We start from the raw sequence: 21,813 nt of genomic DNA on the forward strand, positions 1-21,813 counted from the left end.
ACGGCGGGTGCGCGCCCGTCGTCGTGCGGCGCGGTCCGCGCCCCCAGCCACAGCGCCCTGCGTTTCGGTCAACGCCACGGTCTCTCTCCGCGGGCCTGGACCGAAGCGCAGGGCCTTCTGCAGCCGAGGCGGGGGCTGGGGTTGTCCACATACACCCCCAAGGCCCTCCAGGGGCGCGGCTGGAGACGCTGTGCTGGTGCCGTGAGATTTCCCCAGACCGCCTTCGCCAGCTCTCTTTCAGCCCTCACGGGCCGCACCCCACGTCGACTCGCACGCGCGTACGCCGCGGGGGCCCTCGTCCGGTTGCGCCGAGGCGTCTACGTCGGCATCGACGAGTGGTTCGCCGCGACGGCGGCAGGACGCTACGCGATGACGACGGCGTCGCTCGCCGTCGGCGGCAACGCACCGGTGCTGTGCCGCGAGACCGCGCTGCTCGCCTGGGGGCTCGAGCTCCCGAGCATGCCCAGCCACGTCCGCTACCGCACAGACCGCCGCGCAGCCGTGGGCGGGGGTCCTCCGCCTATGCTCTACGGGAACCCTGAGTCGGCGGAGCGCCTGTGGCAGGAGCGGACGCGTGAGCAGCCGGGGCCCGTCCCGCTGGGGTTTCCCGATGCGAAGCACCTGGGCTTCCCCACGGCAGCCGCGGTTCCCCTCTATCTGCCCCACCTCGATCTCACGTTGCCCCTCGAGCCCTTCGACGAGGCCTTCGTGGACACGGTGCCGAGGCTCAGCTTCGCCGAGGGCCTGGTCTTCGCGGATGCCGTGCTCGCCCGCCGTCCCGGGCTGAAGGTCACCCGGACGCTCGAGGATCTCCGGCGGCTGTGCGCCGCGATGGACAACCGCGCTGCGCAGGCGCGCCTGAACCAGGTTCTGGACCTCGCGTCGGGTGCGTCGGAGTCCGTGGGCGAATCCCTCAGCCGCGCTCTCATGTGGGACCTGGGATTCGAGATGCCGGAGCTCCAGGTCTGGATCGTCAAGGACGGGCGGCGCATCGCCCGTGTCGACTACCGCTGGGCCCAGATCCGGCTCGTGGGAGAGTTCGACGGCCTGCAGAAGTACCTCCGGTCCCAGAAGCTCAGCGGGAAGTCGGCCTCGCAGGTGGTCGTCGAGGAGAAGCTGCGCGAGGACGAGATCCGCTCGACGGGGGAGCGCGTGGTGCGCTGGGTGTGGGCCGACCTTCTGGAGCCGGCACGGTTCGCTGCGATCCTGCATCGCGCCGGTGTGCCGCGGCGCACGACGGCGCGAGCGGCCTGGCGTTGAACGCCGCGCCCTGCGTTTCGGTCAGGGCCCCGGTCCCGTTCCCGAGGCGTTGACCGAAAGGGAGGGGCATTCAGGGCCGGCGGATGGGCACGCGCCGTCGTGTGTTCACGCCGATTTCATGCCGTGTGTGTCATGAGTCCTACGGCCTGCACAGGCCGGGGTGCTTCACTAGTACGCATGACAACAACGCTGAATGCTGGCATCGATGACCAGCGAACTGCCTTCAACCGCAGGCTGATCGGCCTCGACGTGGACGGGACCCTCGTCGACCACTACGGCCACATGTCCCCGGCCATCCGCGAGCTCGGCGCCGCGGTCGTCCAGGCGGGCCACGAGGTCGTGATCGCCACCGGCCGCTCCCTGGGGGCCACGCTCCCGGTCGTCGAGCTGCTCGGCGTGGACCACGGGTACGCCGTCTGCAGCAACGGCGGCGTGACGGTGCAGATCCACGCGGGCGCCGACGGCGGGTACACGGTGATCGACCGGCGCTCCTTCGACCCCGCCCCGGCGCTCAAGGCGCTGCGCCACCGCCTCCCGAACGCCAAGTATGCCCTTGAGGACATCCAGGGCAACTTCCTCTCCACCGAGCGCTTCCAGGATGCGAGCTTCGGCGTCGAGGCCACCGGTGTGACCTTCGAGGAGCTCCTCGAGGCCGAGGCCGTCAGGCTCGTCGTGTTCTCCACCGACTCGACCGCCGAGGAGTTCGGCACGGCGGTGCAGTCGATCGGCCTGCACGGCGTGACCTACTCGGTGGGCTGGACCGCGTGGCTGGACATCGCGGCCCAGGGCGTGACCAAGGCCAGCGGCCTCGAGAACGTGCGCGAGCTGCTCGGCGTCGACCGCGCCCACACGGTCGCGATCGGCGACGGCCGCAACGACATCGAGATGCTCCAGTGGGCCGGCCGCGGCGTGGCCATGGGGCAAGCGCCGGCCGAGGTCAAGGCCGCCGCCAACGAGGTCACCGCGACCGTTGAGGAGGACGGTGCCGCCGCCGTCCTCCGCTCGCTCCTCTAACGCGGCGGGGCGTCAGCGAGCCCCAGGAGCCGGGCGGCCGCGGGCCGCGCAGCCCATTCCTCGGGCCAGTGCGCCCGGGCGATCGCCTTGGACACGGCCTGCGCGGTGATGCCGAGCGCCTCGGCCACGGCCTTCTGCTGCCCCCGGACGCCGGGGGTGAGCAGGTCGAGGACCCGCCACTCCGCCGCGGTGCGCTTCGCGACGGCGAGGCCGATCAGGCGCAGGACCCCCTCGGCGTCCCGTGCGAGGTCCGGATCCGGCGCGTCCACCGCGATCGCGGGCGCGTCGCCGCTCGCCTGCGCGCGTTCGACGGCGCGCCGCGAGTGCACGAGTGCCTCGCCGCGGACGTCCGCGACCCCCAGCGGGAGGGGCTCGTCGAGACGCCCGACGCCGATCCCCACGTTCCAGCGCACGCCGCCGCACGCGTCGGGCCGCAGGGCGGTGAGGGCGGCGTCGACCACCGGGCCGGGCGCGGCGAAGACGGCCTGGGCCTCGTCGCCCACGGTCCGGTCGAAGGGCACGTCCGGCTGCAGCCGGGCCAGGGCCCGGAGCAGCTCCGGGACACGGTCGCCCGGGCCTCGCTCGCGCTGGTTGATCGTGACCGTGTACATGCACAGAGCGTAGCGGCGGAGCCGCGGCGAGCCACGGAAGCCGGCGGAGGTGGCTCCCCAACGAGGCGGAGGTGGCTCCCCAACGACGCGGAGGTGGCTCCCCACCGTGGGTGAGGAGCCACCTCCGCAGGCTCGAGGGGTCACGTCCGCGCCCCTCGAGGAGTCGCGCCGCGACCGGGGACTAGTGTCCCTGCGCCTCGAAGCGCTTGATCGAGGCCTCGAGCTCGGCCTCGGCGGCCGCGCGGTCGGCCCAGCCGGCCGGCTTGACCCACTTGCCCGGCTCGAGGTCCTTGTAGCGGGTGAAGAAGTGCTCGATCTCCTTGATGAGGAACTCGTCCAGGTCGGACGCCTCCTGGATGTGGTCGAAGCGCTTGTCCGCCGGGACGCACACGAGCTTGGCGTCGCCGCCCGACTCGTCCTCCATGTTGAAGATCGCGATCGGGCGCGCCTCCATGACGATCCCCGGGAACAGGTCGACGTCCGGGTACCAGACGAGCGCGTCGAGCGGGTCGCCGTCCTCGCCGAGGGTGTCCTCGAAGTAGCCGTAGTGCGTCGGGTACTGCATCGAGGTGAAGAGGACGCGGTCCAGGCGGACGCGGCCGGTCTCGTGGTCCACCTCGTACTTCACGCGCGAGCCGCGCGGGATCTCGATCGTGACATCGTGCTTCATAGGTGCTCCTTGCATGGCCCCGCTGGGCCGGACGGCATCGTTCACGGCGGCCGCCGGGGCCCGGCGCGTGAGGGCCCGGCCACGGCGGCGACTACGATGAAGGATATCTGCCTTGGGGCCCTCGCTCCCCGTATCGAGGCCACACCTGCACCCGAGGACGGAGCCCTCCATGACTTCCGAGCGCGGCCGCCGCACGCCCCTGGGCAGTGCGTGGGCGCTCGTGGCCTGCGCCGTCGTCCTCGCGGTCGCGGTGGCCGCCGCCCTGCTGGCCACGGGCGCGGCGACCCGCGCGCGGGCGGCACTGTTCCCGGCGCCGAGGCCCGCCGCGACGACCCCGGCGTGGCTCGCGCCGCCGTCGTCCGCCCCCACGCTCGAGGGGGCCGCGACCCTCTCGCCCGCCGCGGCGGAGCCCGCGCCCGCCGCCCTCGCCAAGGAACTGGGGGACGCGTTCAAGCCCGCCGGGGGCACGATCAGCGCCACCGTGCTCGACGGCCTCACCGGCCAGACGCTCTACTCGCAGGGCGGCACCGAGGGGCACGTGCCGGCCTCCAACCTCAAGCTCCTCACGGCCGCCGCAGCCCTGACCACCCTCGGCCCGGACACGACGCTCAGCACCAAGGCCGTGCGCGGACAGGACCCCGGCACGGTGGTGCTCGTGGGCGGCGGCGACGTCATGCTCGGCGCCGGGGCCTCCCAGCCGGACGCGGTGATGGGCCGGGCCGGCATGGCGACGCTCGCGGACCAGACCGCCGCCGCCCTCCTCCAGGCCGCCGCGCCGTCCACGCACGACGCCGCGGGGGCGCCCCGCGCGTCCGCCTCGCCGCCGGCGCCGCTCCCCGCCACGGTCACGGTGCGCCTCGACGACACCCTCTTCACGGGCCCCTCCCTCAATCCGGCGTGGGACCCCGAGGACGTCGCTGCCGGCGAGATCGCCCCCCTGTATGCCCTCGCCCTCAACGCCGGCCGCAGCGCCCCCGGCGCCGCCGGCCCCCGCCCCCAGGACTCCGCGATGGACGCCGCCGCGGCCTTCCGGACCGAGCTCGCCAAGGACCTCGCCGCTGCCGGCGTGAAGGTCGCGGACGGGATCGAGCGCGCCGCCGCCCCCGCCGGGGCGCCCCAGCTCGCCGCCGTGCAGAGCGCCACGGTCGCGGACCAGCTGGGCTACACGCTGCGCGAGTCGGACAACTACGCCGCCGAGGCCCTCGGCCGCCTCGCCTCCCACGCCGCGGGCGGCCCGGCCAGCAACGACGGCGCGGTGGCCGCGCTCAAGGCCGCGGCCTCCCGGGTCCTGGGCAGCGCGGACGGCTTCCAGCTCTCCGACGCGTGCGGGCTCGCCATCGCCGACCGGGCGGCGCCGACCGCCCTCGCTGGCCTGGTCCGCGCCATGGCGCTCGGGTCCGACCCCCGCCTGCGCGCGGCCCTCGACGGCCTCCCCGTCGCCGGGCTCGACGGCACCCTGGCGGGGCGGTTCGGCGGGGCGGCGGCGGGCGGCGCCGGCGTGGTGCGGGCCAAGACCGGGACGCTGAACACCGTGGCCGCGCTGAGCGGCTACGCCGTCGACGCCGACGGGCGCCTGCTCGTGTTCTCGGTGCTGGCCAACGGGCTCGACCCTGCCAAGCGCGAGTCCGTCCTGGCGGCCATCGACGACGGGGTCGCGGCGCTCGCCGGCTGCGGCTGCAGGGGCTGATCACCCGCCGCGAACCTCGCCCGCCCCGGGCCGAATGTCAGCTGCGTGTGGTCGAATGGTGCCATGGATGCCCCGCAGATGGCCGGCCAACTGATCAACTGGGACCTCGCCGCCGCGACGGCGGCCCGGCTCACGCCGCCGGGCCCGGCGCTGAGCGCGGCTGAGGCCAGGGAGGCGGTGGAGAGCCTGCGCCGCCTGGCCGACGCGTCCGTGCCCCATGTCCACCGCATCACGGGCCTCGCCGTGGCCGAGGACCTCCGCGACTCCCAGCTGCTGATCGTGGACCGCGCCTCGTGGGCCAAGGCGAACGCGCAGGGCTTCGAGGTCATGATGGCCCCGGTCCTCGCGCACCTCGTCGAGAAGAAGGCCAGCGAGCTCACGCCGGCCGCGGCCCGGGTGGGCGGCGCGATCACCGGCGCCCAGCTGGGGGCCATCCTCGCCTACCTCGCGAGCCGGGTCCTGGGCCAGTACGAGCCCTTCGCCGCCCTCGCCCCCGGCTCCACCGTGCCGCCCGCCGGCCGGCTGCTGCTCGTGGCGCCCAACATCGTCCACGTCGAGCGCGAGCTCGCGGTCGACCCGGAGGACTTCCGGATGTGGGTGTGCCTCCACGAGCAGACCCACCGTGTCCAGTTCGCTGCGGCGCCGTGGCTGCGCGGGCACATGACCGAGCAGATCGGCAAGCTCAGCGAGAGCCTCGTGGGCAACGTGGACAGCATCATGGAGCGGGCGGCGGCGGCGGCGAAGTCCCTGCGCGACCGCACCGGCACGTCGGCGAACCTGCCGAGCAAGGGCGCGATCCTCGACCTCCTCCGGGACCCCGAGGAGCGCGCGGCGATCTCCCACCTCACCGCGGTCATGAGCCTGCTCGAGGGGCATGCCAACGTTGTGATGGACGCCGTCGACGCGTCGGTGGTGCCCAGCGTGCGCACCATCCGCCAGCGCTTCCAGGCCCGCAACGAGAACCGCGGGCCGATCGAGACCTTCGTGCGCCGGTTCCTGGGGCTGGAGGCGAAGATGCGCCAGTACACGGACGGCCAGGAGTTCGTCCGCCACGTGGTGGACACCGTCGGGATGGCCGGCTTCAACCGGGTCTGGGAGTCCGCCGAGCACCTTCCGACCGAGGAGGAGATCCACGACCCCGCCGCGTGGGTTGCCCGGATGGGGCTGTGAACCCGGAGGCCCCCGGCGGAGACGGCACTGCCTGGGACCCCGCCCGCGACGCGGCCTCCCCGGCGCGGCGGCGGCTGCACCCCGCGGTGGGAGCCGCCCGCAACGCGGTGAGGTCCGCCCTCGAGGAGGCCGGCTGGCCGCCCGTCGTCCTCGTCGCCTGCTCCGGAGGCCCCGACTCGCTCGCGCTCGCCGCCGCGGTGGCGCACTTCGCGCGCAGGGGGAGCGTCCGGGCACCCGGCGGCGGCAGCCGCCCGCTGCGGGCCGGGGCCGTCGTCGTCGACCATCAGCTGCAGGAGGGCTCGGGCGAGGTCGCGCGCACGACGGCGGCCGTGCTGGCCGGCCTGGGCCTCGCACCGGTGCGGGTGGTCCCCGTCGAGGTACGGGCCGAGGGGGAGGGGCCGGAGGCGGCCGCGAGGACCGCACGGCACGCCGCCCTCGAGGAGGAGGCCCGGGCGCTCGTGGCCGGGGCCGTGCTGCTCGGCCACACCCTCGACGACCAGGCCGAGCAGGTGCTGCTGGGCCTGGCCCGCGGCTCCGGGGCGCGCGCCCTCGGCGCCATGCGGAGAGTCCGGGGCCTGTTCGTGCGGCCGTTCCTCGGACTCCGCCGTGCCGAGACCCTCGACATCTGCGCGGCGGAGGGCCTCGAGCCCTGGTTCGACCCCACCAACGAGGACCAGAGGTTCATGCGTTCCCGCGTGCGGGCGTCGATCATGCCCTTCCTCGAGACCGAGCTCGGGCCCGGCGTGGCCGAGGCGCTCGCCCGCACGGCCTCGCTCCTGGGCGCCGACGCCGACTTCCTCGACGCCCACGCCCAGCGGGCCTACGAGTCCCTCGCCGAGGTCGTGGCCGCCGAACCGCCGACCGCCGAAGTGGCGGCACGCGCCGGAGCCGGGCCACGCGCCGTCGTGCTCCCCGGGGACGCACTCCGTGACCTGCCGCCGGCGATCCGGGGGCGCGTCATCGCCCTCGCCGTGGCCGAGCTGGGCGGGGAGGCGACCTACGAGCGGCTCCGCGCCGTCGAGCGGCTCCTCGACCGGCGGGGCTCGGCCGGTCCCGTCGAGGTGCCCGGACACGTGAGCGCCTACCGCCGGAGCGCGTCCGGCCCTGCACCGGGCACCAGAGGAATCAGTCCCGGCGCACCCGGGGCGCTAGTCTTGGTATCGCACCGCTGAACCCAGCGGCCTCGCGCCCCAGCAGTCACGCTCGCAATCTCAGGAGCCGCAGGTGGAATCGACCGACGTCCAGGCAGATCTCAAGCACGTCCTCAAGTCGAAAGACGAGATCCAGAACCGCATTGCCGAGCTTGCCGCGGAGATCGACCGCGACTACGAGGGGCGCGACCTGCTGATCGTCGGCGTGCTGAAGGGCGCCGTCATGGTCATGGCCGACCTGGCGCGGGCGCTGCACTCGCACGTGACCATGGACTGGATGGCGGTCTCCTCCTACGGCTCGGGCACCCAGTCCTCCGGAGTGGTCCGCATCCTCAAGGACCTCGACTCGGACCTCATGGGCAAGCACGTCCTCATCGTCGAGGACATCATCGACTCGGGCCTGACGCTCTCGTGGCTCAAGACCAACCTCGAGTCCCGCGGGACGGCGTCGGTCGAGATCTGCACGGCCTTCCGCAAGCCGGATGCCGCTAAGGTCGCGATCAATGTCAAGTACGTGGGCTTCGACATCCCCAACGAGTTCGTGGTGGGCTACGGCCTCGACTACGCCGAGAAGTACCGCAACCTCGACTTCGTGGGCACGCTCGCGCCGCACGTCTACGAGTGATCGTTTCGCCCTGAGCGCACGGGCGGGGAACTTCCGCCGCTCGGGGGAACTTTTGCCCGTCTCCATGCGTGAACGCTTCCGAACGGTGTCATGCTGGTGGCCACACTCTGGTGCATGACGGTACCGGTGCATGAGAAGAAGGGACGGGGCCCAGCCCCGATTTCATGAACGTCAAGAGCTTCGTCAAGGGTCCGGGAATCTGGATCATCGTTGTGATCGTCCTGCTGCTGCTGGCCTTCGGGACCCTCGCACCGGGCGGCAGCACGCGCGTGGACACCTCGGTGGGGCTCCAGCTCATCAAGGACGGGAAGGTCTCGCAGGCGAAGATCTTCAACGGTGACGAGCGCGTCGACATGGTCCTCAAGGACGACTACGTCGTCGACGGGCAGGACAAGGGCAAGAACGTCCAGTTCTACTACGTGACCCCGCGCGGCAACGACGTCATCAACGCGATCGACGCCGCCAACCTCCCGCAGGGCTTCTCGGACCAGCCGGTCGAGAACAACTGGTTCAGCTCCATGCTGTCCCTGCTCATCCCCGTCGTGCTCCTCGGGGCGCTCTTCTGGTTCCTCCTCTCGCGCATGCAGGGCGGCGGCAGCCAGGTCATGAAGTTCGGCAAGTCCAGGGCCAAGATGATCACCAAGGACATGCCCCAGGTGACCTTCTCCGACGTCGCGGGCGCGGACGAGGCCGTCGAGGAGCTCCACGAGATCAAGGAGTTCCTCCAGGACCCGGGCAAGTTCCAGGCCGTCGGCGCCAAGATCCCCAAGGGCGTGCTCCTCTACGGCCCTCCGGGAACCGGCAAGACCCTCCTGGCCCGCGCGGTGGCCGGCGAGGCCGGGGTGCCGTTCTTCTCGATCTCCGGCTCGGAGTTCGTCGAGATGTTCGTCGGCGTCGGCGCCTCCCGCGTCCGCGACCTCTTCGAGCAGGCCAAGGCCAACGCCCCCGCGATCGTCTTCGTCGACGAGATCGACGCCGTGGGCCGCCACCGCGGCGCCGGAATCGGCGGCGGCAACGACGAGCGCGAGCAGACCCTCAACCAGCTCCTCGTCGAGATGGACGGCTTCGACCCGAAGGCCAACGTCATCATCATCGCGGCCACCAACCGGCCCGACGTCCTCGACCCCGCCCTCCTGCGCCCGGGCCGCTTCGACCGGCAGATCCCCGTCGAGGCTCCGGACCTCCTGGGCCGCGAGCACATCCTCTCCGTCCACGCCAAGGGCAAGCCGCTCGCGCAGAACGTGGACCTCAAGGCCGTCGCTAAGAAGACCCCCGGCTACACGGGCGCGGACCTCGCGAACGTCCTGAACGAGGCCGCACTCCTCACGGCGCGCTCCAACGCCCAGCTGATCGACGACCGTGCCCTCGACGAGGCCATCGACCGTGTCATGGCCGGCCCGCAGAAGCGCTCCCGCGTCATGAAGGACCTCGAGCGCAAGATCACGGCCTACCACGAGGGCGGGCACGCCCTCGTCGCCGCCGCCCTGCGCAACTCCGCGCCCGTCACCAAGATCACGATCCTCCCGCGCGGCCGCGCCCTCGGCTACACGATGGTGGTGCCGGAGGAGGACAAGTACTCGGTGACGCGCAACGAGCTCCTCGACCAGCTCGCATACGCCATGGGCGGCCGCGTCGCCGAGGAGATCGTCTTCCACGACCCATCCACCGGCGCCTCGAACGACATCGAGAAGGCCACGGGCACCGCGCGCAAGATGGTCACCCAGTACGGCATGAGCGAGCGCGTCGGCGCGGTGAAGCTCGGCCAGGGGGGCGGCGAGCCCTTCCTGGGCCGCGACGCCGCCCACGAGCGCAACTACTCCGACCAGGTCGCCTACGTGGTGGACGAGGAGGTGCGCCGCCTGATGGACCAGGCCCACGACGAGGCGTACGAGATCCTCACGGACAACCGGCACGTCCTCGACCGCCTCGCCGCGGCGCTGCTCGAGCACGAGACCCTGAACCAGCGCGAGATCGCCGAGATCTTCACGGACGTGCGCAAGCGCGACTTCCGCGAGGTCTGGCTCTCGAAGGGCACCCGGCCGGTGCAGGACATCCCGCCGGTCGAGACCGAGTCCGAGCGCAGGGCCCGCGAGGAGGCCTCCAAGGCCCGCCACGAGGAGCCCCTCGACGTCGGCCAGGCCCACCATCCGCACGGGGAGCAGGAGTTCGTCAAGGACCGTCACGACGGGGTGTGACGGCCCCGAAAGGGACCTGGACGCCACGCACCGATAGGATCATTGACGTGACCCACTTCGATGACGACGACGTGTCCGCGCTGCCCGCCGAGGCCGAGAAGATGGATCTGCCGCGTATCGAGGCGGCCGTGCGCGAGATCCTTCTCGCGGTCGGCGAGGACCCGGACCGGAGCGGACTGAAGGACACCCCCCAGCGCGTCGCGAGGGCCTACGCCGAGACGTTCGCCGGCCTCCACCACGACGCCGAGGAGATCCTCGGGGTGACCTTCGACATGGACCACGAAGAGCTCGTGCTCGTGAAGGACATCCCGTTCTACTCGACGTGCGAGCACCATCTCGTACCGTTCCACGGCGTCGCGCACGTCGGGTACATCCCCTCGCACGACGGCCGGGTCACCGGGCTGAGCAAGCTCGCCCGCCTCGTGGACGTCTACGCGCGCCGACCCCAGGTGCAGGAGCGCCTCACGTCCCAGGTGGCGGACGCCATCGTCAGCCACCTCAAGCCCCGCGGAGTGATCGTGGTCGTCGACTGCGAGCACATGTGCATGTCCATGCGGGGTGTCCGCAAGCCGGGCGCCCACACGGTCACGAGCGCCGTCCGCGGTCAGCTGCACGACCCAGCCACCCGTGCCGAAGCCATGAGCCTCATTCTCGGAAAGTGAGCACACGATAGTGGACTCTCTCGCAGCAGCGCCCGGAACCGGGCCGAACACCTCACCCCTCCCCGTCCTCCGCAAGCCGCGTCCCAAGGCCACCTTCGAGGGCCTGCCCCGGGACCGCGCCGTGGTCATGGGCATCCTCAACGTCACCCCGGACTCGTTCTCCGACGGCGGCGACCACGCCCAGGCAGACACCGCGATCGCCGCGGGCCTGCGCATGTTCTACGCCGGCGCCGACATCATCGACGTCGGCGGCGAGTCGACGCGGCCCGGAGCCGAGGAGGTGCCTGAAGACGTCGAGCAGGAGCGCGTGCTCCCGGTCATCGAGGCGCTCGCCAAGGCCGGGGCCCTCGTGTCCGTGGACACCCGCCGCGCGAGCACCGCCGCGAAGGCCCTCGATGCCGGCGCCACGATCGTCAACGACGTCTCCGGGCTCGCGGTCACCGACGAGATGATTCGCCTCGTGGCCGAGCGCGACTCCTACTACGTCCTCATGCACAACCGCGGCGACTCGAAGTCCATGGACGGGCTGGCCTCCTACGGCGACGTGGTGGAGGACGTCATCGCGGAGACCCTCAAGGTCCGCGACCGGCTGCGCGCCGGCGGCGTGAGCGACGCCCGCATCATCCTCGATCCGGGCCTCGGGTTCGCCAAGCAGGGCGAGCAGAACTGGGAGCTGGTCAAGCACGTCGGCCGCTTCACGGCCCTCGGCTACCCCGTGCTGGTCGCGGCCTCCCGCAAGCGGTTCCTCGGCGAGCTGCTCACGAGCGCGGGCAAGGCCGCCGAGCCGAAGGACAGGGACGCGGCCACCGCCGCGATCACCGCCCTCGCGGCGGCCGCGGGCGCGTGGGGCGTGCGCGTGCACGACGTCGTGGCGAACCTCGACGCCGTCAAGGTCGCCGCCCGGGCGAAGGCCTAGGGCGCGGTGGGCAGCCACCCGGGCGCCGGTGGCGCAAGGACCCGCAGGCCCGACCTGATCACTCTCACCGGGGTCAGGGCGGTCGGGCACCACGGCGTGCTGGACTTCGAACGGCGGGACGGGCAGCCCTTCGTGGTGGACGCCGTCCTGCACACGGAGTTCGGCGCCGCGGCGTCGTCGGACGACCTGTCCCGGACTGCCAGCTACGCCGAGGTCGCCGAGCGCATCGTCGCACTCGTCGAGGGCGACCCGGTCGACCTGATCGAGACCCTCGCCGTGCGCCTCGCCGACACGCTCCTGGCCGAGTTCCCGGTCGATGCCGTGGAGCTGACCGTCCACAAGCCGCAGGCCCCGATCACCGTGCCGTTCGGCGATGTGTCGGTCACCGTGTTCAGGGAGCGCTGAGATGGAGACGGGTCACCACGGCTGGGTCAGGTCGGTCCTGGCGCTCGGCAGCAACCTCGGGGCCCGGGCCGAGACCCTGGCCGAGGCCGTCGCCGACCTCGTCGACCGCCCCGAGGTGCGCCTCGTCGACGTCTCGCCCGTCGTGCAGACTAAGCCCGTGGGCGGCCCCGAGGGCCAGCCGGACTTCCTGAACATGGTCGTGATCGTCGAGACCACGCTGGGCCCCCACGAGCTGCTCGAGCACTGCCACGCCGTGGAGGCCAAGCACCACCGCACCCGCGAGGTCCGGTGGGGCCCGCGCACGCTCGACGTCGACATCATCACCTACGGCGACCTGCAGCTCGACGACCCGGACCTGACGATCCCGCACCCCCGGGCGGCCGAGCGAGCGTTCGTCCTGTTCCCGTGGCTCGTGATCGAGCCGCTCGCCGTGCTCGAGGGCCATCCGATCGTGGAGCTGCTGGAGTTCTGCGCCGATGCCGACGGTGTCGAGGGCTATGACATGCTCACCGATGGAGGCACCCAGACCGGAGGGGGAAGCCAGTGAAGCCGCTTAAGCCGTGGGTCCTCGTGCTCGTGGCCATCGTCGTGGGGCTCCTGGGCGTCGCCGCGAACGCGTTCGCGATGCGCAGTTCCGCGCCCACGCCCGTGCTCCCGATCAGCGCCATCGGCTCGATGGCGGTGATCGCGGTCGTGACGCTGGGCCTCGGGATCAGGGTGCTCCGCTGGCGCACCGGACACCGTTCCCACATGCTCGACCCGATCTTCGCCGCCCGGACCCTCGTCCTCGCGCACGCCTGCGCCTATGCGGGCGCCGTCCTCCTCGGCTGGCACGGGGGCGTCATCGCGGACCAGGTCCCGCTGCTCGCCTCCCGCGCTGGCACCCCCGCCGTCGAGACCGCCCTCCTGCTGATCGCCGGCAGCGTGGTCATGGTCGCCATCGGCTTCATCGTCGAGCGCTTCTGCCGCATCCCGCCCGAGGAGGGCGACGACGACGGCCTCTCCGAGGGAGGCCGGACCCCGGACACCGAGGGCGGCCTTGCCTAGCTCCGCCTCCCGGCAGCCCTCCCGCCCCGGCAGGCTCGGCGTGGGCGTCATCGGCGCCGGCAAGGTGGGCGCCGTCCTCGGGGCGGCGCTGCGTGCGGCCCAGCACGCCCTCGTCGGGGTCTCGGCGGTGTCCGAGGAGAGCCGGGAGCGCGCCGAGCTGCTCCTGCCCGGCGTGCCCGTCCTCGAGGTCCCCGACATCGTCGAACGCTCCGAGCTCGTCCTGCTGGCCGTGCCCGACGACGCACTGGGGCCGCTCGTCGAGGGCCTCGCCAAGCTCGGCGCCTGGCAGCCCGGCCAGCTCGTGGCGCACACCTCCGGGCGCCACGGCGTGGGCATCCTCGCCCCCGTGCGGGCGGCGGGCGCGATCCCGCTCGCCATCCACCCCGCCATGACGTTCACCGGGATGTCCCTGGACCTCGCGCGCCTGACCGACTGCTGCTTCGGCGTCACCGCGGACCCGGCAATGCTGCCGATCGCGCAGGCGCTCGTGGTCGAGATGGGTGCCGAGCCCGTGGTGGTCGCGGAAGGGGACCGTGCCGCCTACCACGCTGCCCTCGCGCACGGATCGAACCACCTCGTCACCCTCGCGTCCCAGGCCGCAGAGATCCTCGGCCGGATCGGCGTCCCGGACCCCGGCGCCGTCCTCGGCCCCCTCCTGCGCGCCTCGCTCGACAACGCGCTCTCGGCCGGCGAGTCCGCGCTGACCGGGCCGGTGGCCCGCGGCGACGTCGGCACCGTCGCCGCCCACATCGGTGCCCTGGCCGAGCTCGCCGCCGATCCGGATGGCGCCGGCGGCGCCGCGGATATCCTTGAGGCGTACCGGGCCATGGCCCACGCGACCGCCGTCCGCGCCGAGCGCAGGGGTCGGCTCACCGCCTCGGCCCGCGAGGCCATCGAGAAGGCGCTCGAGAGCACGGAGCCCGGCGACGAGACACGAGAGGACCTCTGATGCCCGCTGAGTCGGTTCCCGCGATCGAGATCGTCCGCACCCGCGCCGAGCTCCAGCCGGCCATTGCCCGCCACCTCGCCGCGAAGCGCCGGGGCCCCGGGGCCCCGGCGCTCGGGCTCGTGCCGACCATGGGCGCCCTGCACGCGGGCCACCGCGCCCTCGCGGAGGCCGCGGTGGCCCAGAATGACGTCGTGGTGGCGAGCGTGTTCGTCAATCCGCTCCAGTTCGGCGACGCCACCGACCTCGAGCGCTACCCACGCACCCTCGACGCGGACGCAGCTCTCCTGGCCGAGGCCGGGGTGGACCTCGTCTTCGCCCCGGACGTCGAGGAGATGTACCCCGGCGGCGAGCCCGAGGTGCGCGTTGCCGCGGGGCCCCTGGCCCAGAAGTGGGAGGGCGCCTCACGGCCGGGACACTTCGACGGGGTGTGCACCGTGGTGTCGAAGCTGCTCCACCTGGCGATGCCGGGCGGGTTCGACGGCGCACGGGCGGCCTACCGCGCCTACTTCGGGCAGAAGGACGCCCAGCAGGTCGCCGTCGTGCGGCGGATGGTCCAGGACCTGGACTTCCCCGTCGAGATCGTCGCGGTGCCGATCGTGCGCGACCCGGACGGGCTGGCCCTCTCGAGCCGCAACCGCTTCCTGTCCGGGCAGGAGCGCGATGCCGCGCTCGTCCTCTCGCGGGCCCTGGGGCTCCTCGAGGACCGGGCCCGCGCGCACGAGCCCCTCAATCCCGACGACGCCGAGGCGCTCATCCGGTCCCAGCCGCTCGTGGAGCTGGACTACCTGGACGTCGTGGACACGGACACGCTCGAGCCGCTCGCGTTCGCCTGCCGGGAGACGCCGTTCACGGGGGAGGCGCTCGCGATCGTCGCCGCCGCCGTCGGCCCCGTGCGCCTCATCGACAACATGCCGCTGCGGGCCCGCTGAGTCTTCCGTCCGCGCCGGCTCAGCTCGCGAAGAACTCCGCGAGGCGGTCGACCAGCGGCTTCGCGGCCCGGGTCGGGGCATCGTGTGCGAGCTTGGGCAGGATCGCGATGTCGGAGGCCGGGAGCACGCCGTCGAGCTTCTGGGCCGCCTCGGCGAAGTACTCGGGGCTCGCGCCGCCCACGAGGAAGAGCGTCTCGAGGGGCAGCTCGTCGAAGCCCTTGGCCTCGGCGTCGGCCGCGACGACCGCCCGGATCTCGGCGGGACCGGTCGGGAGCAGGCGCGAGAGCTCCTTGCCCAGCGGCGTCCGGCTGCCGATCCGGTTGAGCACGGTCAGCACGGGCAGCGGGAGCTTGGAGATCGGGCCCGCCGTCTGCAGCCCGCGCAGCAGCACGGCGAGGGCCTTCTCCTCGTCCTTGGCCCGCAGGGCCTCCTCGAACTCGGGCATCCACGCGGCCTTGATGCTGCCCTCGAAGGAGATGATGGGGTCGTAGACAGCGATCTGCCCGATCCGCAGCTCGCGGCCGGCGTGCAGCGCGATGCAGCCGCCGTAGTTGTGGCCGAACACCGCGTCGCTGCCGGTGTGGGCGAGGACGGCGGCCAGGTCCGAGATCTCGGTGGCGAGCGAGTAGTCGGCCGGTTGCGGCGAGGAGGCCCCGCGCCCGCGCCTGTTGTACACGTGCACGGGAACGTGCAGGGCTTCGGCGAGCCGGACCGCGAGGTCCTTGTACAGCTCGGCGGTCACCATCGACCCGTGGACGACGACGATGCCTCCCCGCGCGGTCATCCCGCCTTCGGGGGCGGTGAAGAGCTCGAGGGACGCGCCGTCCATGGTGGCCACGGTGGAGGAGGTCAGCTGCAGTGCACCCATGGACAGAGCCTAGCCGCAATCGCCGCAGCAGCCCCACCGGCCACAGCGCGTGCGCACCCGCACGAGGGCCCCTCCGGAGCTCACAGGCAGCTGGCCTAGAATTGAATGCTGTGACTGCACAGAACCCCGCACCCGAGGCCCGGCCCGCCGACACCAGCGAGCAGATGCACATCCGCCGGGACAAGCGGGAGAAGCTCCTCGCCAACGGTGAGGCGCCGTACCCGGTCAAGCTGCCGCGCACGCATTCCCTCGCCGAGGTCCGGGCGACGTACCCCGAGCTCGAGCCGGACACGGCTACGGGGGAGACGGTCGGCGTCGCCGGTCGCGTCGTGTTCATCCGCAACACCGGCAAGCTGTGCTTCGCGACCCTGCAGGAGGGCGACGGCACGCGCCTGCAGGCCATGCTGAGCCTGGCGAACGTGGGCGAGCAGCGCCTCGCGGACTGGAAGGCCCTCGTCGACCTCGGCGACCACGTCTTCGTCCGCGGCGAGGTCATCTCCTCCCGGCGGGGCGAGCTCTCCGTCATGGTCGAGTCTTGGCAGATGGCCTCGAAGGCCCTGCGCCCCCTGCCCACGCTGCACGCGGGCCTGAATGAGGAGACGCGCGTCCGCCAGCGCTACGTGGACCTCCTGGTGCGCGAGGAGGCCCGCCAGATGGTCTACACGCGCTCCAAGATCACCAAGAGCGTGCGCGACACCCTCGATTCCCACGGCTACGTCGAGGTCGAGACGCCCATGCTCAACCTCGTCCACGGCGGAGCGACGGCCCGGCCGTTCGCGACCCACCTGAACGCGTTCGACCAGGACATGACCCTGCGCATCGCCACCGAGCTCTACCTCAAGCGGGCCGTCGTCGGCGGGATCGAGCGGGTCTATGAGATCGGGCGGGTGTTCCGCAACGAGGGCGTCGACTCCACCCACAGCCCCGAGTTCACCACGCTCGAGTGCTACGAGGCGTACGCCGACCAGTTCACGATGGCGGAGCGGATGAAGGAGATCATCCTCAACGTTGCCGACGTCATGGGCACGCGCCAGATCGAGACGCCCGAGGGCACGATCGACCTCGACGGCGAATGGAAGTGGATCGGCGTCTACCCGGGCCTGTCGGAGGCCGTCGGCGAGGAGGTCACCCCTGACACCCCGCTCGAGCGCCTCCTGGCGATCGGCGACGCCCACGGCGTCAAGACGGACCCGCTGTGGACCCAGGAGAAGGCCGTCATCGAGCTCTTCGGCGAGATCGTCGAGCCCACCCTGCTCAACCCGACGTTCGTCTACGACTACCCGCCCTCCGCCCAGCCGCTCGCACGGCCCCACCGCGAGGATCCGCGCCTCATCGAGGCCTGGGACCTCATCATCGGCGGCATGGAGCGCGGCACGGCGTTCTCCGAGCTGATCGACCCCGTGGTCCAGCGGGAGCGGCTCACGGAGCAGTCCCGCCTGGCCGCCGAGGGCGACGACGAGGCCATGGCCCTCGACGAGGACTTCCTCCGCGCCCTCGAGTACGGCGCCCCGCCCATGGGCGGGATCGGGCTCGGGATCGACCGCCTGGTCATGCTGTTCACGCAGGCCGGAATTCGCGAAACCATCCTCTTCCCCCTTCTGAAGCCCGAGGCCAACTGATGGATTACGTCCTTGCCCTGCTCCCGCCGGTGGTCGTGGGGCTCATTTTCTGGTTCGCCATGCGCGCAATCTTCAATGCGGACAAGTCCGAACGGGAGGCGCTCGCCCGGGCCGAACGCGAATCCCAGGATCGCGCCGAGAATTGATGCACGCGAGTCGCTTTTGACTCGCAGCCTTTTGTGCCTTCATACTGTAATTGCTCAGCCGGTTCGGCGCCCCACGGCCCCCGGACGCTGATTGCTTGAACTCACATTTGCTGAGTCCCCCCGGCGATGACAGAGAAGAGAGCCCAGATATGGCACAGAAGGTCCAAATCATCCTCGAGGATGACATCGACGGTGGCAAGGCTGACGAGACCGTCCGCTTCAGCCTCGATGGGTCGAATTACGAAATCGACCTTTCCTCGGCCAACGCCGAGAAGCTGCGCGGCGCGCTGGCCCAGTACATTTCCGCCGGCCGCAAGGCCGCAGCACGCACTGGCGCCGCCCCCAAGGCCCGTGCAGCCTCCTCCGGGTCCCGCAATTCCGACTCCGCGAAGATCCGGCAGTGGGCCCGCGACAACGGCTACAACGTGAATGCCCGCGGGCGGATTCAGCAGGAGATCCAGGAGGCCTACCGCCAGGCCAACGGCTGATACTCCTTGCGAATACTCAGATAAGGCACCCAGAGGGTGCCACCACGAATTCCCGGTGCATTGCACCGGGAATTCGTGCTTTCGCTGGCGGAACAATCGCAGCCCGGCGAATGCTGATTTTCCTCCGGACGACGGCGCGGGCCCACCTTCCGTCCCTGGCGTCCGCGCGGCGTCGTCCGCATCCAACCCGGGTCGCGCCCGGCGGCCGGGACCCGGTCGCGGCGGTTCACCCTGTGGCGAACAGCCCTACCGGCCGCGGCCCCGGCACGTAGCATCGAACTACGCAGTGCACCCAAGCTAAACCGGGGAGTCCGAGCAATGTTCGAGAGATTCACAGACCGCGCCCGCCGCGTGGTGGTGCTGGCCCAAGAAGAGGCCCGCATGCTCAACCACAACTACATCGGGACCGAGCACATCCTCCTGGGGCTGATCCACGAGGGCGAAGGGGTCGCGGCCAAGGCTCTCGAGTCCCTCAGCATCTCGCTCGACGGCGTCCGCGAGCAGGTGCAGGAGATCATCGGCCAAGGCCAGCAGGCGCCGAGCGGGCACATCCCGTTCACGCCGCGCGCCAAGAAGGTCCTCGAGCTGTCGCTGCGCGAGGCGCTCCAGCTCGGCCACAACTACATCGGCACCGAGCACATCCTCCTCGGCCTCATCCGCGAGGGCGAGGGGGTCGCCGCCCAGGTGCTGGTCAAGCTCGGCGCTGACCTCAACCGCGTGCGCCAGCAGGTCATCCAGCTCCTGTCCGGCTACCAGGGCAAGGAGACCGCCGCGACCGGCTCCGGCTCGGGCCAGCCCGAGGGCACGCCCGCGGGCTCGGTGGTCCTGGACCAGTTCGGCCGCAACCTGACCCAGGCTGCGCGCGAGAACAAGCTCGATCCCGTGATCGGGCGCGAGCACGAGATGGAACGCGTCATGCAGGTCCTCTCGCGCCGCACCAAGAACAACCCCGTCCTCATCGGCGAGCCCGGCGTCGGCAAGACCGCCGTCGTCGAGGGCCTCGCCCAGGCGATCGTCCGCGGCGACGTGCCGGAGACGATCAAGGACAAGCAGCTCTACACCCTCGACCTCGGCTCCCTCGTGGCCGGCTCCCGCTACCGCGGCGACTTCGAGGAGCGCCTGAAGAAGGTCCTCAAGGAGATCCGCACCCGCGGCGACATCATCCTGTTCATCGACGAGATCCACACCCTCGTCGGGGCCGGCGCCGCGGAGGGCGCGATCGACGCGGCGAGCATCCTCAAGCCGATGCTCGCCCGCGGCGAGCTGCAGACCATCGGCGCGACGACGCTCGACGAGTACCGCAAGCACATCGAGAAGGACGCCGCGCTCGAGCGCCGCTTCCAGCCGATCCAGGTCTCCGAGCCGTCCGTGGCCCTCGCGATCGAGATCCTCAAGGGCCTGCGGGACCGCTACGAGGCGCACCACCGGGTGACCATCACCGACGGCGCCCTCGCCGCGGCGGCCAACCTCGCGGAGCGCTACATCTCCGACCGGTTCCTGCCGGACAAGGCGATCGACCTGATCGACGAGGCCGGGGCGCGCCTGCGCATCCGCCGGATGACGGCGCCGCCGGAGTTGAAGGCCCTCGACGAGCGCATCGCCGGACTCAAGCTCGAGAAGGAGTCCGCGATCGACGCGCAGGACTTCGAGGGCGCCGCCTCGCTGCGCGACAAGGAGCAGAAGCTCATCGCCGAGCGGGCCGAGCGCGAGCGCGCCTGGAAGTCCGGCGACATGGACGGCGTGGCCGAGGTGGACGAGGACCTGATCGCCGAGGTGCTCGCGAACTCGACCGGCATCCCGGTGTTCAAGCTCACCGAGGAGGAGTCGACCCGCCTGCTCCACATGGAGGAGGAGCTGCACCGCCGCGTGGTGGGCCAGGACGACGCCATCAAGGCGCTCTCCCGCTCGATCCGCCGCACCCGTGCGGGCCTGAAGGATCCGAAGCGTCCCGGCGGGTCGTTCATCTTCGCCGGCCCCACCGGCGTGGGCAAGACCGAGCTCGCCAAGGCCCTCGCCGAGTTCCTCTTCGGCGAGGAGGACGCGCTCATCACGCTGGACATGTCCGAGTTCTCCGAGAAGCACACCGTCTCGCGGCTCTTCGGTGCCCCTCCGGGGTACGTGGGCTACGAGGAGGGCGGCCAGCTCACCGAGAAGGTCCGCCGCCGCCCGTTCTCCGTGGTGCTGTTCGACGAGGTGGAGAAGGCCCACGCGGACCTGTTCAACTCGCTCCTGCAGATCCTCGAGGACGGCCGCCTCACGGACTCCCAGGGACGCGTGGTGGACTTCAAGAACACCGTGATCATCATGACCACGAACCTCGGCTCGCGGGACATCTCCAAGGGTGTCATGACGGGCTTCCAGTCTGGGACGGACACGAAGACCGGGTACGAGCGGATGAAGGCCCGCGTGACGGAGGAGCTCAAGCAGCACTTCCGGCCCGAGTTCCTCAACCGCGTCGACGACGTCGTCGTGTTCCCGCAGCTGACGCAGGAAGAGATCATCGAGATCGTGGACCTCATGGTCGTCCGCCTCGAGAAGCGCCTCAAGGACAAGGACATGGGCATCGAGCTCACCCAGGCCGCCAAGGTCCTGCTCGCCACGCGCGGCTACGACCCGGCCATGGGTGCCCGCCCGCTGCGCCGCACGATCCAGTCCGAGATCGAGGACCAGCTCTCCGAGAAGATCCTCTTCGGCGACCTCTCCGCGGGAGACATCGTGGTGATCGACGTCGAGGGCGAGGGCGACGCGGCGAAGTTCACCTTCACCGGGACCCCGCGCCCGGAGGTCCCCGAGGTCGTCTCTCTGACCAAGGGCGGCGGCAAGGAGCTCGGCGCCTGACGGCGCCGGCCGAGCGGAGTCGAATCCCAAGAGCGGCCACCCACCTCCTCGAGGTGGGGGCCGCTCCGTGTCGCGGCCACGCTCCGGCCCCAGGGAGGACCTGTGCCCGGATGTTTCGCTGCGGCCGCCAGGGGGCAGTGACCGGGCGACCCGAAGACCACACGCACGGCCAGAGGAGGACCCGATGAGCAGCCAGAACTCCGAGAACCCGGAGACCACCGAGACCGGCGAGGGCGGCGGCTACGGCGAGCCGACCCCCGAGCAGGAGCTAGGCCAGCAGGCCGGGCCCGGCCAGCAGGACAACGCGGGCCGGCAGGACAACGCGGGCCGGCAGGACAACGCGGACCAGCAGGGCAACGCGGGCCAGGAGGCCGCCGAGGACAGGGCCGGAGAGCAGCAGGACCCCGTCACCGGCGAGACGCCCCGTCCCGGCGAGGCCGAGAGCCCGGGCTGATCCCGCAGGCCCGAGCGGCACGCGGCCGGCGCCCCCGCACGGAAGGTGCGCAGGGCGCCGTCGTGCGCCCTGTCCAAAGCACGCCGACGGGCGGTACGCTCCGAAGCAC

General features: G+C 71.8%; 22 protein-coding genes. 19 read left to right on the top strand and 3 right to left on the bottom strand.

Annotation, left to right across the window (positions count from 1 at the left end; all coding sequences use genetic code 11):
- The first annotated feature begins 201 nt into the window (after positions 1 to 201).
- The gene (locus tag SA2016_RS01300) at positions 202 to 1,260 is read left to right on the top strand and encodes a hypothetical protein (RefSeq protein WP_141305410.1); all 1,059 of its coding nucleotides are present in this window, start codon (positions 202 to 204) and stop codon (positions 1,258 to 1,260) included.
- 177 nt (positions 1,261 to 1,437) lie between these two features.
- Positions 1,438 to 2,274, top strand: coding sequence for an HAD family hydrolase (locus SA2016_RS01305; RefSeq protein ID WP_066494517.1), 837 nt, complete (start codon positions 1,438 to 1,440; stop codon positions 2,272 to 2,274).
- Here the strand turns inward: SA2016_RS01305 and SA2016_RS01310 are convergent.
- Positions 2,271 to 2,885: a hypothetical protein gene (locus SA2016_RS01310; protein ID WP_066494518.1), complete on the bottom strand. Its 615-nt coding sequence runs from the start codon at positions 2,883 to 2,885 to the stop codon at positions 2,271 to 2,273. The two genes, SA2016_RS01305 and SA2016_RS01310, sit on opposite strands and share 4 nt — an antisense overlap.
- Positions 2,886 to 3,066: 181 nt before the next feature.
- The gene (locus tag SA2016_RS01315; protein ID WP_066494520.1) at positions 3,067 to 3,555 is read right to left on the bottom strand and encodes an inorganic diphosphatase; all 489 of its coding nucleotides are present in this window, start codon (positions 3,553 to 3,555) and stop codon (positions 3,067 to 3,069) included.
- Between the two features lie 169 nt (positions 3,556 to 3,724).
- On the opposite strand from SA2016_RS01315, the gene dacB reads away from it, so the two are divergent.
- From dacB to panC, 12 genes are all read left to right on the top strand, one after another.
- Positions 3,725 to 5,242 (top strand): D-alanyl-D-alanine carboxypeptidase/D-alanyl-D-alanine endopeptidase, encoded by a 1,518-nt coding sequence (dacB, locus tag SA2016_RS01320; protein ID WP_066494521.1) that lies wholly within the window; start codon positions 3,725 to 3,727, stop codon positions 5,240 to 5,242.
- A 63-nt stretch (positions 5,243 to 5,305) separates the two neighbouring features.
- A complete protein-coding gene (locus tag SA2016_RS01325; RefSeq protein ID WP_066494523.1) occupies positions 5,306 to 6,412 on the top strand; it encodes an Rv3626c family coenzyme F420 biosynthesis-associated protein in 1,107 nt (368 codons plus the stop codon).
- A 107-nt stretch (positions 6,413 to 6,519) separates the two neighbouring features.
- Positions 6,520 to 7,584, top strand: a complete 1,065-nt coding sequence (gene tilS, locus SA2016_RS01330; RefSeq protein ID WP_084249696.1) for a tRNA lysidine(34) synthetase TilS — start codon at positions 6,520 to 6,522, stop codon at positions 7,582 to 7,584.
- A gap of 52 nt (positions 7,585 to 7,636) precedes the next feature.
- A complete protein-coding gene (hpt, locus tag SA2016_RS01335) occupies positions 7,637 to 8,188 on the top strand; it encodes a hypoxanthine phosphoribosyltransferase (protein ID WP_066494525.1) in 552 nt (183 codons plus the stop codon).
- Between the two features lie 164 nt (positions 8,189 to 8,352).
- Positions 8,353 to 10,383 carry an ATP-dependent zinc metalloprotease FtsH gene (ftsH, locus tag SA2016_RS01340; RefSeq protein ID WP_066494526.1) on the top strand — a complete coding sequence of 677 codons (2,031 nt, stop codon included), beginning with the start codon at positions 8,353 to 8,355 and terminating at the stop codon, positions 10,381 to 10,383.
- Between the two features lie 47 nt (positions 10,384 to 10,430).
- Entirely contained in the window at positions 10,431 to 11,045 is a 615-nt protein-coding gene (gene folE / locus SA2016_RS01345) for a GTP cyclohydrolase I FolE (protein ID WP_066494527.1), read from the top strand.
- A gap of 10 nt (positions 11,046 to 11,055) precedes the next feature.
- Positions 11,056 to 11,961, top strand: coding sequence for a dihydropteroate synthase (folP, locus tag SA2016_RS01350; protein ID WP_066494528.1), 906 nt, complete (start codon positions 11,056 to 11,058; stop codon positions 11,959 to 11,961).
- Positions 11,962 to 11,967: 6 nt separating this feature from the next.
- On the top strand, positions 11,968 to 12,366 hold the full coding sequence (gene folB / locus SA2016_RS01355; protein ID WP_066494530.1) for a dihydroneopterin aldolase: 399 nt from the start codon (positions 11,968 to 11,970) through the stop codon (positions 12,364 to 12,366).
- A gap of 1 nt (position 12,367) precedes the next feature.
- Positions 12,368 to 12,913: a 2-amino-4-hydroxy-6-hydroxymethyldihydropteridine diphosphokinase gene (folK, locus tag SA2016_RS01360; protein ID WP_066494531.1), complete on the top strand. Its 546-nt coding sequence runs from the start codon at positions 12,368 to 12,370 to the stop codon at positions 12,911 to 12,913.
- Positions 12,910 to 13,413 (top strand): DUF3180 domain-containing protein, encoded by a 504-nt coding sequence (locus SA2016_RS01365; RefSeq protein ID WP_066494533.1) that lies wholly within the window; start codon positions 12,910 to 12,912, stop codon positions 13,411 to 13,413. Before folK ends, SA2016_RS01365 begins: the two co-directional genes overlap by 4 nt.
- A complete protein-coding gene (locus SA2016_RS01370; protein WP_066494535.1) occupies positions 13,406 to 14,362 on the top strand; it encodes a Rossmann-like and DUF2520 domain-containing protein in 957 nt (318 codons plus the stop codon). Before SA2016_RS01365 ends, SA2016_RS01370 begins: the two co-directional genes overlap by 8 nt.
- Entirely contained in the window at positions 14,362 to 15,291 is a 930-nt protein-coding gene (gene panC, locus SA2016_RS01375) for a pantoate--beta-alanine ligase (protein ID WP_066494539.1), read from the top strand. Before SA2016_RS01370 ends, panC begins: the two co-directional genes overlap by 1 nt.
- A 19-nt stretch (positions 15,292 to 15,310) precedes the next feature.
- Here the strand turns inward: panC and SA2016_RS01380 are convergent, their stop codons facing one another.
- Positions 15,311 to 16,159 (bottom strand): alpha/beta fold hydrolase, encoded by an 849-nt coding sequence (locus SA2016_RS01380; RefSeq protein ID WP_066494540.1) that lies wholly within the window; start codon positions 16,157 to 16,159, stop codon positions 15,311 to 15,313.
- Between the two features lie 164 nt (positions 16,160 to 16,323).
- On the opposite strand from SA2016_RS01380, the gene lysS reads away from it, so the two are divergent.
- The 5 genes from lysS to SA2016_RS01400 all read left to right on the top strand — a co-directional run bounded on the left by lysS (position 16,324) and on the right by SA2016_RS01400 (position 21,704).
- Complete coding sequence (gene lysS / locus SA2016_RS01385; RefSeq protein ID WP_066501798.1) at positions 16,324 to 17,778, top strand: lysine--tRNA ligase; 1,455 nt, start codon at positions 16,324 to 16,326, stop codon at positions 17,776 to 17,778.
- Positions 17,778 to 17,924, top strand: a complete 147-nt coding sequence (locus SA2016_RS21685) for a hypothetical protein (RefSeq protein ID WP_169803031.1) — start codon at positions 17,778 to 17,780, stop codon at positions 17,922 to 17,924. Before lysS ends, SA2016_RS21685 begins: the two co-directional genes overlap by 1 nt.
- Before the next feature lie 149 nt (positions 17,925 to 18,073).
- Positions 18,074 to 18,412, top strand: a complete 339-nt coding sequence (locus SA2016_RS01390; protein WP_066494541.1) for a histone-like nucleoid-structuring protein Lsr2 — start codon at positions 18,074 to 18,076, stop codon at positions 18,410 to 18,412.
- A 318-nt stretch (positions 18,413 to 18,730) separates the two neighbouring features.
- Positions 18,731 to 21,250, top strand: a complete 2,520-nt coding sequence (locus SA2016_RS01395; RefSeq protein WP_066494542.1) for an ATP-dependent Clp protease ATP-binding subunit — start codon at positions 18,731 to 18,733, stop codon at positions 21,248 to 21,250.
- A 184-nt stretch (positions 21,251 to 21,434) separates the two neighbouring features.
- On the top strand, positions 21,435 to 21,704 hold the full coding sequence (locus SA2016_RS01400; protein ID WP_066494544.1) for a hypothetical protein: 270 nt from the start codon (positions 21,435 to 21,437) through the stop codon (positions 21,702 to 21,704).
- Positions 21,705 to 21,813: the final 109 nt, after the last annotated feature.

The sequence above is a fragment of the Sinomonas atrocyanea genome (assembly GCF_001577305.1).
In the GTDB taxonomy this organism is placed as follows: Bacteria; Actinomycetota; Actinomycetes; order Actinomycetales; family Micrococcaceae; genus Sinomonas; species Sinomonas atrocyanea.

Bases quoted from the DNA above. Each gene is read 5' to 3' on its own strand.
- SA2016_RS01305 (WP_066494517.1), top strand. From the start codon at position 1,438: ATGACAACAACGCTGAATGCTGGCATCGATGACCAGCGAACTGCCTTC.
- SA2016_RS01310 (WP_066494518.1), bottom strand. From the start codon at position 2,885: ATGTACACGGTCACGATCAACCAGCGCGAGCGAGGCCCGGGCGACCGT.
- SA2016_RS01315 (WP_066494520.1), bottom strand. From the start codon at position 3,555: ATGAAGCACGATGTCACGATCGAGATCCCGCGCGGCTCGCGCGTGAAG.
- dacB (WP_066494521.1), top strand. From the start codon at position 3,725: ATGACTTCCGAGCGCGGCCGCCGCACGCCCCTGGGCAGTGCGTGGGCG.
- SA2016_RS01325 (WP_066494523.1), top strand. From the start codon at position 5,306: ATGGATGCCCCGCAGATGGCCGGCCAACTGATCAACTGGGACCTCGCC.
- ftsH (WP_066494526.1), top strand. From the start codon at position 8,353: ATGAACGTCAAGAGCTTCGTCAAGGGTCCGGGAATCTGGATCATCGTT.
- folK (WP_066494531.1), top strand. From the start codon at position 12,368: ATGGAGACGGGTCACCACGGCTGGGTCAGGTCGGTCCTGGCGCTCGGC.
- panC (WP_066494539.1), top strand. From the start codon at position 14,362: ATGCCCGCTGAGTCGGTTCCCGCGATCGAGATCGTCCGCACCCGCGCC.
- SA2016_RS01380 (WP_066494540.1), bottom strand. From the start codon at position 16,159: ATGGGTGCACTGCAGCTGACCTCCTCCACCGTGGCCACCATGGACGGC.
- lysS (WP_066501798.1), top strand. From the start codon at position 16,324: ATGCACATCCGCCGGGACAAGCGGGAGAAGCTCCTCGCCAACGGTGAG.
- SA2016_RS21685 (WP_169803031.1), top strand. From the start codon at position 17,778: ATGGATTACGTCCTTGCCCTGCTCCCGCCGGTGGTCGTGGGGCTCATT.
- SA2016_RS01390 (WP_066494541.1), top strand. From the start codon at position 18,074: ATGGCACAGAAGGTCCAAATCATCCTCGAGGATGACATCGACGGTGGC.
- SA2016_RS01395 (WP_066494542.1), top strand. From the start codon at position 18,731: ATGTTCGAGAGATTCACAGACCGCGCCCGCCGCGTGGTGGTGCTGGCC.
- SA2016_RS01400 (WP_066494544.1), top strand. From the start codon at position 21,435: ATGAGCAGCCAGAACTCCGAGAACCCGGAGACCACCGAGACCGGCGAG.